Below are 13,254 nucleotides of genomic sequence, written 5' to 3' on the forward strand. Positions count from 1 at the left end.
GTGTTAACCCACCTTGTTCACTTTGACGTCGCCAATAAACACACTGACAATAATGCGTACTTTCTTGCCAGCTTCCCGATAATGAGGAGTCTCTTCCTGCGCATTTCCCATAAAACCTCCACGTTTCGTGCCCAGAAGCTTCATGTCTCCCAGAAAAGAACTCGTGGTTAACGAGATGCCCAGATCCATATCTTCAGGAACAAACACCTTAACATCGCCAATAAAATGAGAAATGACAATTTTGGTCTCGCCGTATGGGATCTGCGCTTTGGTCAAATCAATAACCGTATCGCCAATAAACGAGGAGATGTTCATCGGTTTAAGGGTGAACACTTCTTTGCCCATATGAAAGTCACCAATGAATGTTGATTTATTAAATGTTTTTCCATTGCCTTCTTGATACCCATAGTTGTGGTAGTGACCGTAACCTTCGGAGTTTTGATCACCCGAATGTTGATTGTACTGTTTATAAGACTGACCATGCATTTTACTTTTCATGTTCTGATGCTGTTCCTCTTCAGAATGAAAGGCTTGATGTTTACCGGAGGCTGGCTCCTGCTTGGGTTTGCCAAATGTCTTCTCGAACTCTTCGTCGAATGAAGAAGGCATCTCTAAATCCTGCGGGGACAAAGGTTGATACGGCTGCTCAGGCGGTGAAGATGGTGTTTCCGTTTTATTGCTATGATGCTTCCGATCCCGATGTCCTGAACCAATTAATACATATAATCCTCCGCCAATCAGCAGAATTGGAATTAAGTAACGGATGAATTCTCCGAACGAGTAACCAATCACACCCAAATTACGAGCCAGGAAAAAACCGCCTATAGCAAGTACAACAACGGGCCCAATCGCAGCATATCCATCGTTGCGTCGAATTTCGGTTAAGCCTTTAACGCCCCACCAGATCAAAAAGACCGGCCAGTATGTTCTGAACAAATACCCTATATCAATGTCGTATCCCAATTGTCTGAACAAGATCAGTGCACCTATAGCGATAAGAGGTATGCCAACCCACCAACGGTCCCGCGTAGATCGTTTCATCACTCATGTCTCCTTTGTCTTTATTCTATATCCAGTGTACCTCAGACATGCCAACGTTAACAGCGCCGACAGGTGGAAGTTGTCTCAGTCTCAAGACTGAGGCTTGAGGATAATTATGTAATTTTTTTCGTTTATGAAAAGGGAACATGAAAACACCCCGGAGCGCTCGCCCCAGGGTGCATACATCAACAATCGTTTTTTTCATCTTGCATAGTGTGCCGTTTTATCTTCACCGAACTTACTTTTGGTATTTCCCTGCACGGCCGGTTTGACCTGTGTTTTCTACTCCAAACTCGGCATTATATTTTTCATCAGGTGTTTGGAAATTGTCTTGTACTTTGTTTTGAGCGGATTGCTTCACTTTAGAAGCCGCGCTACCTGTTCCATTTTCCTGTCCGAACTCCTCATTGTACTTCTCGTTTGGCGTTTGATAACCTTGGGATTTCTTTGCCACAACGAATCACCTCTCTCTTCATATTTACACTGCTTGTTGCAGTGCGGGGTTCGTCCCCAGTCAATATTATGTGAAGAGAGCCTTTTTGTTATTCAGGCATAACATTCCATTATCAGATGGCTTTGTCCAGCCAGGAATCCGGAACCGTTTTATAGACATCAATGGCTTTGGACAACTCTGCCAGCATCTGTTCGGTACATTTTCCTGCACCCTGCTTGATCACCTGTACCTCAACATCCTTTTTACCCCATTCTTTGTAGACCTGCTTGGTCGTGGGGAAATATAAATCAATCTTGTTGCCTTTGATGGCTGACCCCGTATCCGCTACGATACCATAACCGTAACCAGGAATATACAAAATGGAACCCATCGGAAATAACTTCGGATCAGCTGCAATGGTGGAGACCGTCTCTTTATCCCGCCGAACTTTTACTCCTGAATACGTAATACCGTATTGCGGATGTTTTGGTGTTTTACCTGTGGACTCAATCCCGGCTGTATATCCGGTTGCGGTCACCTTCTGTGTCTCCAAAATTTGTTCAGAACGTGGAGCCAGTACGGGTATAGCAGGATCAACTTGCCCCATCACCCGTTTCTGCGGCATATCAGGTTTTGGCAGTACCATCGGCTGTGGAGACCACATGAAAGCCATATAAACGAGAGTTGTCAATTGAGCCTCATCTGTGTATATGGGTTTAGCTAGGTTTAATCTGTATATCCGCTCTGCTTTTCCGGCGCTGGTCACATTATTTTCGTCATGGCTGTTTGATTCCTGCACATGCGGTACATTGCTTTCCTCTTCAAATATATAGGCCTTAGCCTCATTGAAACTCATCAAAATCCCGGCAAATATGAAGCAGCACATGATGATGAACTTGTGGTTTTCATTGAATTTTAGAAGATGCTTTTTCATGGTATAACCTCCCCCTCACTTGCAAAGGGTTACCAAAAAGCTTTCATTCTATACCTCTGTGCAGAACATAGCCAGAGCGAGAAGCGAAAAAAACCGCCTGAAAACAATGGATTCATCCATGTTCTCAGGCGGTTTCGTTTCATTTATTTTACAGAGCACTCATCTCAATTAAACTTGTCTTGAAGCAATTTCCTCTTTCAACTGAGCCACAATTTCATCCACCAGTTTCATGCCCAGATCTCCCTCTCCGCGTTTACGTACGGATACCGATGCAGCATTTTTCTCGTTCTCGCCCACAACGAACATGTAAGGCATTTTCTCCAGCTGTGCTTCACGAATCTTGTATCCCAATTTCTCGTTGCGCAGATCCGCTTCTGCGGAAATGCCTGCACGTTTCAGCTTCGCTTCCACTTCACGCGCATACTCGTCGTAGTTTCCGGATACCGGAATAACTTTGGCTTGAACCGGAGACAACCAGAGCGGGAATGCACCTGCGAAGTTCTCCAGCAAAAATGCAGTGAAACGTTCCATCGTACTGATTACGCCGCGGTGGATAACAACCGGACGATGCTTCTGTCCGTCATCACCAACATATTCAAGCTCAAAGCGCTCAGGCAACAGGAAGTCCAGTTGAACGGTAGACAATGTTTCTTCTTTGCCCAGTGCTGTTTTAATCTGAACGTCCAGTTTCGGACCGTAGAATGCTGCTTCACCTTCCGCTTCATAAAACGGGAGATCAAGCTCTTCCACAACTTCACGCAGCATACGCTGGGACATTTCCCACATCTCATCATTCTGGAAGTATTTCTCGGTATCTTGCGGATCACGGTAAGACAAACGGAAACGATATTCATGGATGCCAAAGTCTTTGTATACCGTTTGAATCAGTTCGATAACCCGAGCAAACTCTTCTTTGATCTGATCCGGGCGTGCAAAAATATGAGAGTCATTCAGTGTCATCGCACGTACACGATGCAAACCTGTCAAAGCTCCTGACATTTCATAGCGATGCATCATGCCCAGTTCGGCAATACGGATTGGCAGATCACGGTAGCTGTGCATATTGGATTTATACACCATCATATGGTGAGGACAGTTCATCGGACGAAGAACCAGTTCTTCGTTATCCATAATCATTTTCGGGAACATATCCTCCTGGTAGTGCTCCCAGTGACCGGAAGTTTTGTACAGCTCTACATTGCCCAGAACCGGAGTGTACACATGCTGATAACCAAGACTTTCTTCCAAATCTACGATGTAACGTTCCAGTGTACGACGCAGCTTCGCACCGTTTGGAAGCCAGATCGGCAGACCTTGACCCACCAGTTGAGAGAACGTGAACATTTCAAGTTCTTTACCCAGCTTACGGTGGTCACGCTTGCGCGCTTCCTCAAGGAAGTGCAAGTGCTCGTCCAGCTGTGCTTTTTTCACAAACGCTGTACCGTATACCCGTTGCAACATTTTGTTTTTGCTGTCCCCGCGCCAGTAAGCACCCGCTACGTTCATCAGTTTGAACACTTTAATTTTGCTTGTAGAGGGCAAGTGTGGTCCACGGCACAAGTCAAAAAATTCGCCCTGTTCATAAATTGTAATTACGCTATCTTCCGGTAAAGCATTGATCAACTCCAGCTTGTATGGGTCGCCAACTTCATTGAAAATGTTGATGGCTTCCTCACGGCTAACTTCTTTACGAACGATAGGCAGATTTTCGTTAACGATGCGTTCCATTTCCTTCTCGATCTTCTGCAGATCTTCCGGATTAAGCGGATGTTCCAGATCCATATCATAGTAGAAACCGTCTTCGATGACTGGCCCTACGCCCAGATGCACTTCTTTGTTTCCGTACAAACGTTTAACCGCCTGAGCCAGCAAGTGAGCTGTACTGTGACGCATTACTTCAAGACCTTCAGCGGAATCCAGCGTTACAATCTCCACCAAAGCTCCTTCATGAATTGCAGTAGATAGATCCACCACAATGCCATCCAGTTTACCTGCTGCAGCATTTTTGCGAAGTCCGCTGCTGATCGAAGCGGCTACATCCTCAATACTGCTGCCATCTGCGTACTCTCGTACAGAACCATCCGGTAGTTTAATGTTCACTGCCATTTGTCTCATTCCTCCTGTTAAATAAACATCATTCATTTTCATTCTTCTGCATGGACTAATCATCTATTGCGTATTTCCGCTGCCCTCGGAGGATAACGGAAAGAACGCAAAAAACACCCGTCCCAGTAAAGGGACGAGTGTTATACTCGTGGTTCCACCCTAATTCAGCTGATTGTTCCTGATGACAGGAATACAGCCCTCGTTGGCATGTCGGTAACGGGCATGACCCGGCAAATCCTTACTCACAAAACCGTCATCATCAAGAATGGTGGAATGGTTTTATTTTCAAAATTGCAGCTCCAAAGGGGTAAACCATACGTGATATCTGGAGGAAATTTCAGCCCAGTTCCCTCTCTCTGCACCGATCTAACGTGTGGCTCTTGTCTTTATCAACGCTTTTGTTTCAATCAACAGTTATTATAATTGCCCAGATCGCCTGCGTCAAGACTTGTCAGCAATCCTGAACGTAGTACTTCACATTCAGGACATTGATGGCAGATCTGCACCTTATCCTCAAAGATCTGACATATCGTTGAGATGATGGGCAGCCCCGGTGTGCTGGTGTGCAGCATTACTTTCTCCGGTGATATCGAAATGAGCGTACTCACAATCATGTCCTCGATATCCATCTCCAGTTCCAACCCTGGCATCTCCACAACAACTTGCTCATCCTTCTGAACCGGGAGCAGATTAAGTCCTGCATCCAGCACCTGAAATTCATGTTTGCCTTTGTGAATCAGATGTATCAAGGGTACCTTGGCTTCTTGAAAAAACACAAAATACTTCAGCAGGCCCATGAATTCTTCATACTGACGATCCATCCAGAATTCATCGAGAGCGTATTCCACGAGTTCCTGCAATTCCTGCTTGTAAGAACGTATACGGAAATTCATAATGCCTTCGAGATGAAAAAAATGGATATCCTCCAAATCCTGCTGTAACCCTTTCGCTAACGTTGTACGGCGGCGGTTACGAAGACCGGGCTGATCCAAATCACTGTTCATCAGAAGCGGCATACAAATTCGGTGAACTTTTTCAACCTCGTGCTCATCCATCACAGAACACATTTTGGCAATGATATTTTCTACCAATTTGCGTTCTTGTGTGTCCATAATAAAATCAGCTAAACCAAAGGAAAGCAAATCACTGATGCGCGGGAGCCATTGCTGGAAATCTTCGTGATTCTCATTCCCTCTGCACATCCAGACTGCCCTCCCATCGTTATATTTGAAGGTGAGCCGAAAGCCTCTTTTGCTTATATGTAAACCTTTGATTTTTTCCTTGATGCATTGGTGAAAATGATCTGCCTCCTCTTGCCCGGACACATCGGTCCATACTGCAAACAGTTCCATAAGAATCACTCCTTTCCTTCTCTTCAAAGTATATGGCAAGGCCCAAAGGGATATACGAAGCGGTTTGATGGAAAGGGTGTCATGATTTCTCAGCACTTAAGGAAAGGTTTGGAGATACTTCGAAACAAAGGTTTGGAGAATGCTTCATTGAACGGTTTCGAGAATTCTAATGAAGGTTTAGTGAACTCTGAATGAATGGTTTGGAGATCACGCAAAAATGTGTTATTATTTTTATAACAGTATGTTCACGGAAGGGGGGAAGCCAATAATGAGACAACATCCTAGACTGCTTCGTTACACGATTATCATCATTTTGTGTGTCTTTCAGGCGCTGTGCTTCCCCATCCCAATGCAGACGGAATCTGCCGTTGGTGTATCCGTCGATGCCACTTCAAATAAAGAAGGGCTTGAAGTACTGTCCCAAATACCCGAGTCTAAGCAGAAACCTGTCATTCGCAAAAACCTGCAAGTCATGACTAAACTGGCTGCTATCAAGCAATCCAAACCTGCATTTCTTGTCCTCGCATTGTTAATCGTGCTGCGAATTCCCACAGCAGGTCTGTCTTTCAAACCGTGGTATTGTCTGTTCAAACGCAGATTATTTCTGCTTCCTATTAAGTTTACCAGCATGTATTTATCCCTCTCTCCTAAGGCACCGAAATACGTCTACGCTCGATAAGAGTCTGTTTTGTCGTATTTGTTAGGCTGCCTGCGCATGGAGCCACCTCTTCGAAGACGGTGTTCTCATGCATAACTTATAACCCTTTATGTAAACGTTAGATTTGAGACAACACGTTTGATTCTTATTTTGTTGTGCTTTATTTTTACAACTGAACTCTATTTCACTTTATATATTCGGCTGTGTCAGGAATTACTGGCTCTGTTTACCCGCACCATTTGATGTTCCACCCTGAGCAACAGATGATCTGATTACGGGAAGATAAGCCCTTCCTTCTATGGCCAGCCTCAATCACTAAGGAGGCATACTATCCATGGATGTACGCGAAACAGACTTGCCGGGAATCGGCAAAAAATTTCAAATTGAAACGAGCAGCGGTGATAAAATCGTCATTATTATTCACGACGATGGACGACGTGAAATGTACCATTTTGAATATGATGATCCAGATCAAAGCATCTCCATGATTACACTGGATGACAATGAAGCGAGACAGATTGCCGCCATCGTTGGCGGATTGACGTACAAACCGAAACAGCTTGAAAATATTGAGGTCACTTTTGACGATCTGATTATCGAATGGTACAAAATCGAAGCATCCTTTGGATGCATTGGCAAATCCATTGGTGAGTTAAATGTACGTCAAAACTCTGGCGCAACGGTCATTGCCGTTGTGGAGAAAAATCATAAAAAACACATCAGCCCAGGTCCGGAGGTTGTGATTAGCTCAGAATCTACAGTAGTTGCCGTTGGCGAACGCAACCAGCAGAAGCTTTTCAAGTCCCTCCTCCTGACGGGAAGGGGGTAACTTGATGGATCATTTGATTTTTGAAGTGGGTCTGGCACTTGTGCTGATTGCAGCAGCCGGCCTTTTATCCGCAAAACTAAGATTTTCAGTTGTTCCGTTCTATATTTTGATCGGGATGGCTGTGGGACCACATGCCATGCAAATCTGGCATCTGGATTTCCGTTTTATTGAAAGTCAGCCTTTCATCAGCTTTATGGGTCGAATCGGTATTCTGTTCCTGTTGTTTTATCTGGGACTGGAATTTTCAGTTGGCCGTTTAGTCAAATCGGGTCGCTCGATCGTTGTTGGCGGTTCGATCTATATCGGGATTAACTTCACACTCGGATTAGTGTTCGGTTTTGCTTCCGACTTCCCAGCCGCTGAAGCACTCATCATCGCGGGGATCACAACGATTTCCTCCAGTGCCATTGTAGCCAAGGTACTCGTTGATTTGAAACGAACAGCCAATCCCGAGACCGAAATGATTTTGGGTATTATTATGTTCGAGGACGTATTCCTCGCCGTATATATATCTATCCTTTCTGGACTTGTACTTAGTGATTCCTCCTCTATCGGAGGCGTGATTATGTCCGCACTCATTGCTCTTGGCTTCATGCTTGTTGTTATCATTATCGGACGCAAAGCGACACCATTATTGAATAAACTGCTCAAAATTCGTTCCAATGAATTATTCTCATTAGTTGTTTTCGGGGCACTGTTTCTTGTAGCCGGCTTCTCCGAGACCATTCATGTCGCTGAAGCGATTGGTGCATTGCTGGTCGGCCTTGTGCTTGCGGAAACGGAGCATGCTAAACGAATTGAACACCTGATTCTTCCGTTCCGTGATTTCTTTGGAGCTATCTTTTTCTTCAGCTTTGGTCTGTCCATTGATCCGTTGTCCCTTGGCGGTGAGGCAGTCTGGCTCGCGTTGATCGCTGTCGTTATCACACTGTTTGGTAATTTCCTTGCGGGTATGTTAGCTGGACGAAGTGCAGGACTTTCACCAAAAGCATCTGCGAATATCGGGTTAACTATTGTATCCCGTGGTGAATTTTCAATTATTTTGGCTAACATGGGTAAGGCTGGTGGACTGTTACCATTAATCCAACCGTTTGCTGCGCTGTATGTATTGATTCTGGCTATACTTGGACCATTGCTCACCAAAGAGTCCAAACATGTATTCCGTATTTTGGATAAAATATTCAAGTTCAAAGATCCTCGCAAGAAAAAAGAGGAACCTAAAGTTCTGCAGAAAGAAGGATAAGTGAGATGTCTGTGCTGAGCAGACCTTTGATCGTAGCAACTGAGCGGCTGCACGCCGAACTTTCTGTGAAGAACCCAGGGAGAATGGCTCGAGGCCGCACTGAAGGAGGATGACCTGTGAAAACACCTCTGATATCGGCTAATCCGGTGCCACGCACTGCTAAAAGCAGCATATCGCCATCCCGTCCCTGGTTGAATCTATTTCTGGTCATCATTGGCGGAGTACTGGCCTCCGTGGGACTTGAGTTGTTTCTACACCCCAATAAAATTATTATTGGCGGCATAACGGGAATTTCGTCCCTTTTTGCACACTGGACTGAGCTTCGAATCGGCCTGTTCTTGTTCTTATTTAATGTTCCGTTTATATTCCTGTCTTACAAAATCGTGAAGAAAAAGTTTGTATTGGTTACTGTTCTGGGTCTGGTTGTCTTTTCGATCGGTGCCATCGTGCTACATCCCATGCCGCCGCTCGTCGAGCACCCTTTGGCTGCTGCCATGTTTGGCGGGTTATGCCTGGGGCTCGGGATCGGGCTAGTTGTTCGGTATGGAGGGACACTGGATACGCTGGAAATCGGTGATCCGTCCTCCCGGCCACCTGAACGTGTTTTTAGCGGGAAACGGATGCTTATCGAAAAAATAATCATGCTGCTTAACTTGATCATCCTCACAGCTGCTGGTGTTGTTTTTGGCTGGGATCAGGCCATGTATTCTGTCATCGCTTATCTGATTGCCTATGAAATGGTGTACCTTGCATTCCGGGGGTTCTCCCCCAAACGCAAAATATGCATTCTGACCACACAAAGCACTCAAGTTGAAAAAGCTGTACGCAATCGCCTGCGCAGGGAACCAGGAAGACTCGATCCTACACTTGAGACTTCCCCAATCGCCGGGACGGAAGCCTGGATCGGACAGATTCCCGGGACCCTTTATTACGAAGTACACTTTCTGGAGATGATCTGGTTAAAGTCCATTGTTCGGCATATTGACCCCCATGCAGGTATTGTATCGAATCCAGAAAAATAATAATAACTAGCAAAACAAATACAAAACGCTCTCATCCCCGATGAACCGATGGATTGGATTCCATTTGCTCATCGCCTCGGAAGAGAGCGTTTCTTCAATTATCCCTTAAATTATGAAAATTATAATTCTACAATGGCTTTGACCACTTGTGATTCTGGTAACAGCCATTTGTCCATCACGTTTGGCAACTCATCAAATGGTGCTCGATGTGTGATGTAACCATCCATGCTTAGTTTTTTGTCACGCAACGTCGAGAGTACCTGTTCAAAATCCTCACGCGTTGCATTCCGGCTACCCAGCATACTCATCTCACGTTTGTGAAATTCGGGATCATGAAACGTAATATCTGCCTTCACCAGCCCAACAAAAATCAACTGTCCTCCGTGCGCCACATACGGAATAGCCCCATTCATAGAATGCACATTACCTGTCGCATCAAATACAGCCGTTGCATAGTCACCGCCAGTGATCTCGGATACTCGCTGTAAAGCCTGTTCGTCCGCCTGCACAGTCTCATCTACTCCAGCCCAGGTTCGACTCAGTTGCAGCCTGTCCAGATTACGATCCACCGCAATGACATATGCTCCTGCTTCTTTGGCAAAGACCATTACACCAAGTCCAATGGGGCCAGCGCCAATAACAACAACACGCTCCCCTGGTTGCAGTGCAGCTCGGCGAACGGCATGTGCCCCAATGCTAAGCGGTTCAACCATAGCTGTCTCGTCCAGTGTTAATCCCTCCGCTTTCAGCAGATGAGAGACAGGTACTGTGATCCGTTCTCTCATGCCTCCGTCCACATGTACGCCCATAACCTGCATGGATGCACAACAGTTTGTCTTACCTGAACGACAAGCAATACAGTGCCCGCAATGCAGATAAGGAATAATGCTAACTTGATCTCCTGGCTGTAAACCAGCCTCATTAGGACCAATCTCTTCAATGATGCCTGCAAGTTCATGACCAAGTATACGAGGATACGTAAAAAATGGCTGATTACCTTTATATGCATGCAAATCCGTACCGCAGATGCCGATTCGCTGAATAGCGACTAACGCTTCTCCTTCAGCTCTTACTGGCTGTGGCAACTCCTGAAGCACCAGACGATCCATTTCTTCACATACGATAGCTCTCATCCTTGATCCCCCTTAGATGCGTTGGACGTTATATTGCTGTGCACGTTATATTCGGCTCGTCCGCTCGGCCAAGTTTCATTATTTAATGGAGCCAGAATACGTAGTACCTCTTCCAATAGCTGCTGATCCAAAGGCTCCTCAACCCAAGCCGCATTATTAATAATGTTCTGCTGACTTGCACTGCTTACGAGTGTCGTCGGTATTTGTTCATTCGCTGTGGAAAATTGCACAGCCAGCTTGGCAATATTACTGCCTTGTTCCTCACAGAAACGTGCAGCTTTCAAGCAAAGCTCTTTCACCCGGACACCTGCCGGATGCCAGTCTGGCGTTCCGCGTGTACTTAAAAGTCCCATTGAGAGCGGGGAAGCGTTTACAAGTCCAACCCCTTTTTCCTCAAGCAATGGCAATAACGACACCAACGACGTATCATTCAAGGCATAATGACAATAGGAGATAATCGCATCCGCATTCAGTTGAGGCAGCATCTTTTCAAATAAAGGCAGTGGCAGCCCGCAGATTCCGGCATAACGAATCACTCCTTGCTCTTTCAGTTCTAACAGCGTCGGAAAAGCTTCCTCAATGATAATCCCAGGAGCTACAAACTCAATATCATGCAAAAATAAAATATCAAGATAGTCCGTATGCAGCCTTGCCAAGCTTTCTTGCACACTATCCAGAATACGCTTGCGTGAAAAATCAAACTCATTTTCGCCATAACGTCCGGCTTTGGTAGATAACATATAAGAGCTGCGCGGCAAACTTCGGATCGCTTCACCAAGTACTGTCTCCGCCTTGGTTAAACCGTAGTAAGGCGACACGTCTATATAATTCATGCCTGCATCGATCGCTGCATGAACGGTACGAATGCCTTCGTTCCGATCAATATCACGAAATACAGAACCCAGTGAGGATGCGCCAAAACTTAAAACAGGTACGTCCAGTGCTGTCTTTCCAAGTTTTCTTATTTTCATCGATTCGTTCCTCCCAGCAGGTTTGACTACACAACTGTCCCTCCATTGTATCAGTTAAGAATCAATATAACATATCGTTAAATGCGTAATATGTACTCTTTGATGATCTCTGTTCCTGACTAAAAAGACAACAAACTACTTCACTACAGTTGACACCGCAACAAGATAACGTGTACCTGCAATGAATACGCAAGACAAAAAGGGACAAAGCAGGTTTGACCTGCTTCATCCCTTTTTTTGCGGAACGAGTACGATTCATTTCACATTATAGTGTTCGAATACGATACGGACTCATAATAACTATAAGTGTAAATATTAGTTCTGCATTACGAAATCTTTAGGCACAATGCTTTCTTCATCAAACATACGCAGAATATCATAACGGGTATTACGCTGTGCCGGAATGTAACCGGACTCCCGAATCAGACGAAGAATGGATTCAATATTTACTTTGTACGTTGCTCCTGCGGAGGACACAACGTTCTCTTCAATCATCGTGCTGCCGAAGTCATTACAGCCGAATTCGAGCGATTTCTTGCCAATTTCAGGTCCCATAGTAACCCAGGAAGATTGAATGTTTTTGATATTATCCAGTACCAGACGGCTAATCGCTACCGTTTTCAGGTACTCCTGTGGAGTCTGACGCTCCAGCTTCAGATTGGTATTATCCGGCTGGAATGTCCACGGAATAAAGGCAAGGAAGCCTTCGGAGTCATACTTATTAGCAATACACTCATCCTGTGCTTCACGCACACGCATCAGATGCAGCGCACGCTCTTCCATGGATTCACCCAGACCAATTACCATTGTAGCGGTTGTATTCATCCCGATCCGGTGAGCGGTCTGCATAACATCCATCCAGTCGCGCCATGAGCCTTTCAGACGGCTAATTTTGCGGCGTGTACGGTCATCAAGAATCTCTGCTCCACCACCAGGCAGCGAATCCAGTCCAGCCTCATGAATGGCACGTACAACCTCTTCCAGCGTAAGACCATCAGACACTTCAACCATTTTCATAATCTCAGCTGGCGAGAAGGAGTGCATCGTAATATTCGGGAAACGTTCCTTGATTGCCTTCAACAAGTCCGTGTAATAACTGAAAGGCAGATTCGGGTTCGTTCCGCCCTGCATCAGAATCTCGGTTCCGTTGACATCTTCCGTTTCCTTAATTTTCTGGAAAATCACTTCATCGGGCAGAACATACCCTTCTTCTGACCCAGGTCTGCGGTAAAAAGCACAAAAACGGCAGTATACGTCGCACACATTCGTGTAGTTGACGTTACGCCCAATGACAAATGTTCTGTATGGTTCAGGGTGCATACGTTTCATGATCACATTGGCAGCTGCCCCGATTTTATCCACTTCGTCCGACTCAAATAACTGAATCGTGTCTTCCAAGTCCAAACGTTCGCCCCGAAGGGCTTTATCTAAGATACGGTCTACCGTACTCATCGTAAAAAGCCTCCCTCGTAAAGAGAAAATAATACGACAATCCGTCCCGGCTTGTTTGTAAAAGCAAGTCCTGGCTGCAA

Annotated in this window: 12 protein-coding genes; 4 read left to right on the top strand and 8 right to left on the bottom strand. The window is 45.4% G+C overall.

Translation table 11 applies throughout. The features are described from left to right. Positions 1 to 3 precede the first annotated feature (3 nt). From liaF to ACR8BL_RS07765, 5 genes are all read right to left on the bottom strand, one after another. On the bottom strand, positions 4 to 1,041 hold the full coding sequence (gene liaF / locus ACR8BL_RS07745) for a cell wall-active antibiotics response protein LiaF (protein ID WP_434752068.1): 1,038 nt from the start codon (positions 1,039 to 1,041) through the stop codon (positions 4 to 6). Positions 1,042 to 1,279: 238 nt separating this feature from the next. Continuing rightward, positions 1,280 to 1,495 carry a hypothetical protein gene (locus ACR8BL_RS07750; RefSeq protein WP_434752069.1) on the bottom strand — a complete coding sequence of 72 codons (216 nt, stop codon included), beginning with the start codon at positions 1,493 to 1,495 and terminating at the stop codon, positions 1,280 to 1,282. Positions 1,496 to 1,607: 112 nt separating this feature from the next. After that, a complete protein-coding gene (locus ACR8BL_RS07755) occupies positions 1,608 to 2,408 on the bottom strand; it encodes a 3D domain-containing protein (RefSeq protein WP_434752070.1) in 801 nt (266 codons plus the stop codon). A gap of 168 nt (positions 2,409 to 2,576) precedes the next feature. Further along, positions 2,577 to 4,514, bottom strand: coding sequence for a threonine--tRNA ligase (thrS, locus tag ACR8BL_RS07760; RefSeq protein WP_434752071.1), 1,938 nt, complete (start codon positions 4,512 to 4,514; stop codon positions 2,577 to 2,579). A gap of 407 nt (positions 4,515 to 4,921) precedes the next feature. After that, positions 4,922 to 5,866 carry a putative sporulation protein YtxC gene (locus ACR8BL_RS07765; protein ID WP_434752072.1) on the bottom strand — a complete coding sequence of 315 codons (945 nt, stop codon included), beginning with the start codon at positions 5,864 to 5,866 and terminating at the stop codon, positions 4,922 to 4,924. A 268-nt stretch (positions 5,867 to 6,134) separates the two neighbouring features. Here ACR8BL_RS07765 and ACR8BL_RS07770 point away from each other — a divergent pair, with 268 nt between their 5' ends. The 4 genes from ACR8BL_RS07770 to ACR8BL_RS07785 all read left to right on the top strand — a co-directional run bounded on the left by ACR8BL_RS07770 (position 6,135) and on the right by ACR8BL_RS07785 (position 9,618). Then, the gene (locus ACR8BL_RS07770; protein ID WP_434752073.1) at positions 6,135 to 6,545 is read left to right on the top strand and encodes a hypothetical protein; all 411 of its coding nucleotides are present in this window, start codon (positions 6,135 to 6,137) and stop codon (positions 6,543 to 6,545) included. 313 nt (positions 6,546 to 6,858) lie between these two features. Further along, entirely contained in the window at positions 6,859 to 7,353 is a 495-nt protein-coding gene (locus ACR8BL_RS07775; protein WP_434752074.1) for a cation:proton antiporter regulatory subunit, read from the top strand. Positions 7,354 to 7,357: 4 nt separating this feature from the next. Continuing rightward, complete coding sequence (locus ACR8BL_RS07780; protein ID WP_434752075.1) at positions 7,358 to 8,596, top strand: cation:proton antiporter; 1,239 nt, start codon at positions 7,358 to 7,360, stop codon at positions 8,594 to 8,596. A 116-nt stretch (positions 8,597 to 8,712) separates the two neighbouring features. Beyond that, complete coding sequence (locus tag ACR8BL_RS07785) at positions 8,713 to 9,618, top strand: YitT family protein (protein WP_434752076.1); 906 nt, start codon at positions 8,713 to 8,715, stop codon at positions 9,616 to 9,618. 119 nt (positions 9,619 to 9,737) lie between these two features. Here ACR8BL_RS07785 and ACR8BL_RS07790 read toward each other — a convergent pair whose 3' ends face one another. The 3 genes from ACR8BL_RS07790 to mqnC all read right to left on the bottom strand — a co-directional run bounded on the left by ACR8BL_RS07790 (position 9,738) and on the right by mqnC (position 13,174). After that, positions 9,738 to 10,751: a zinc-binding alcohol dehydrogenase family protein gene (locus ACR8BL_RS07790; protein ID WP_434752077.1), complete on the bottom strand. Its 1,014-nt coding sequence runs from the start codon at positions 10,749 to 10,751 to the stop codon at positions 9,738 to 9,740. Continuing rightward, positions 10,748 to 11,722 (bottom strand): aldo/keto reductase, encoded by a 975-nt coding sequence (locus ACR8BL_RS07795; RefSeq protein WP_434752078.1) that lies wholly within the window; start codon positions 11,720 to 11,722, stop codon positions 10,748 to 10,750. The genes ACR8BL_RS07790 and ACR8BL_RS07795 overlap by 4 nt, the downstream gene beginning before the upstream one ends. 315 nt (positions 11,723 to 12,037) lie before the next feature. Next, a complete protein-coding gene (gene mqnC / locus ACR8BL_RS07800) occupies positions 12,038 to 13,174 on the bottom strand; it encodes a cyclic dehypoxanthinyl futalosine synthase (RefSeq protein WP_090919848.1) in 1,137 nt (378 codons plus the stop codon). Positions 13,175 to 13,254 lie beyond the last annotated feature (80 nt).

It is taken from the genome of Paenibacillus amylolyticus (assembly GCF_051136285.1).
Taxonomy (GTDB): domain Bacteria; phylum Bacillota; class Bacilli; order Paenibacillales; family Paenibacillaceae; genus Paenibacillus; species Paenibacillus amylolyticus_F.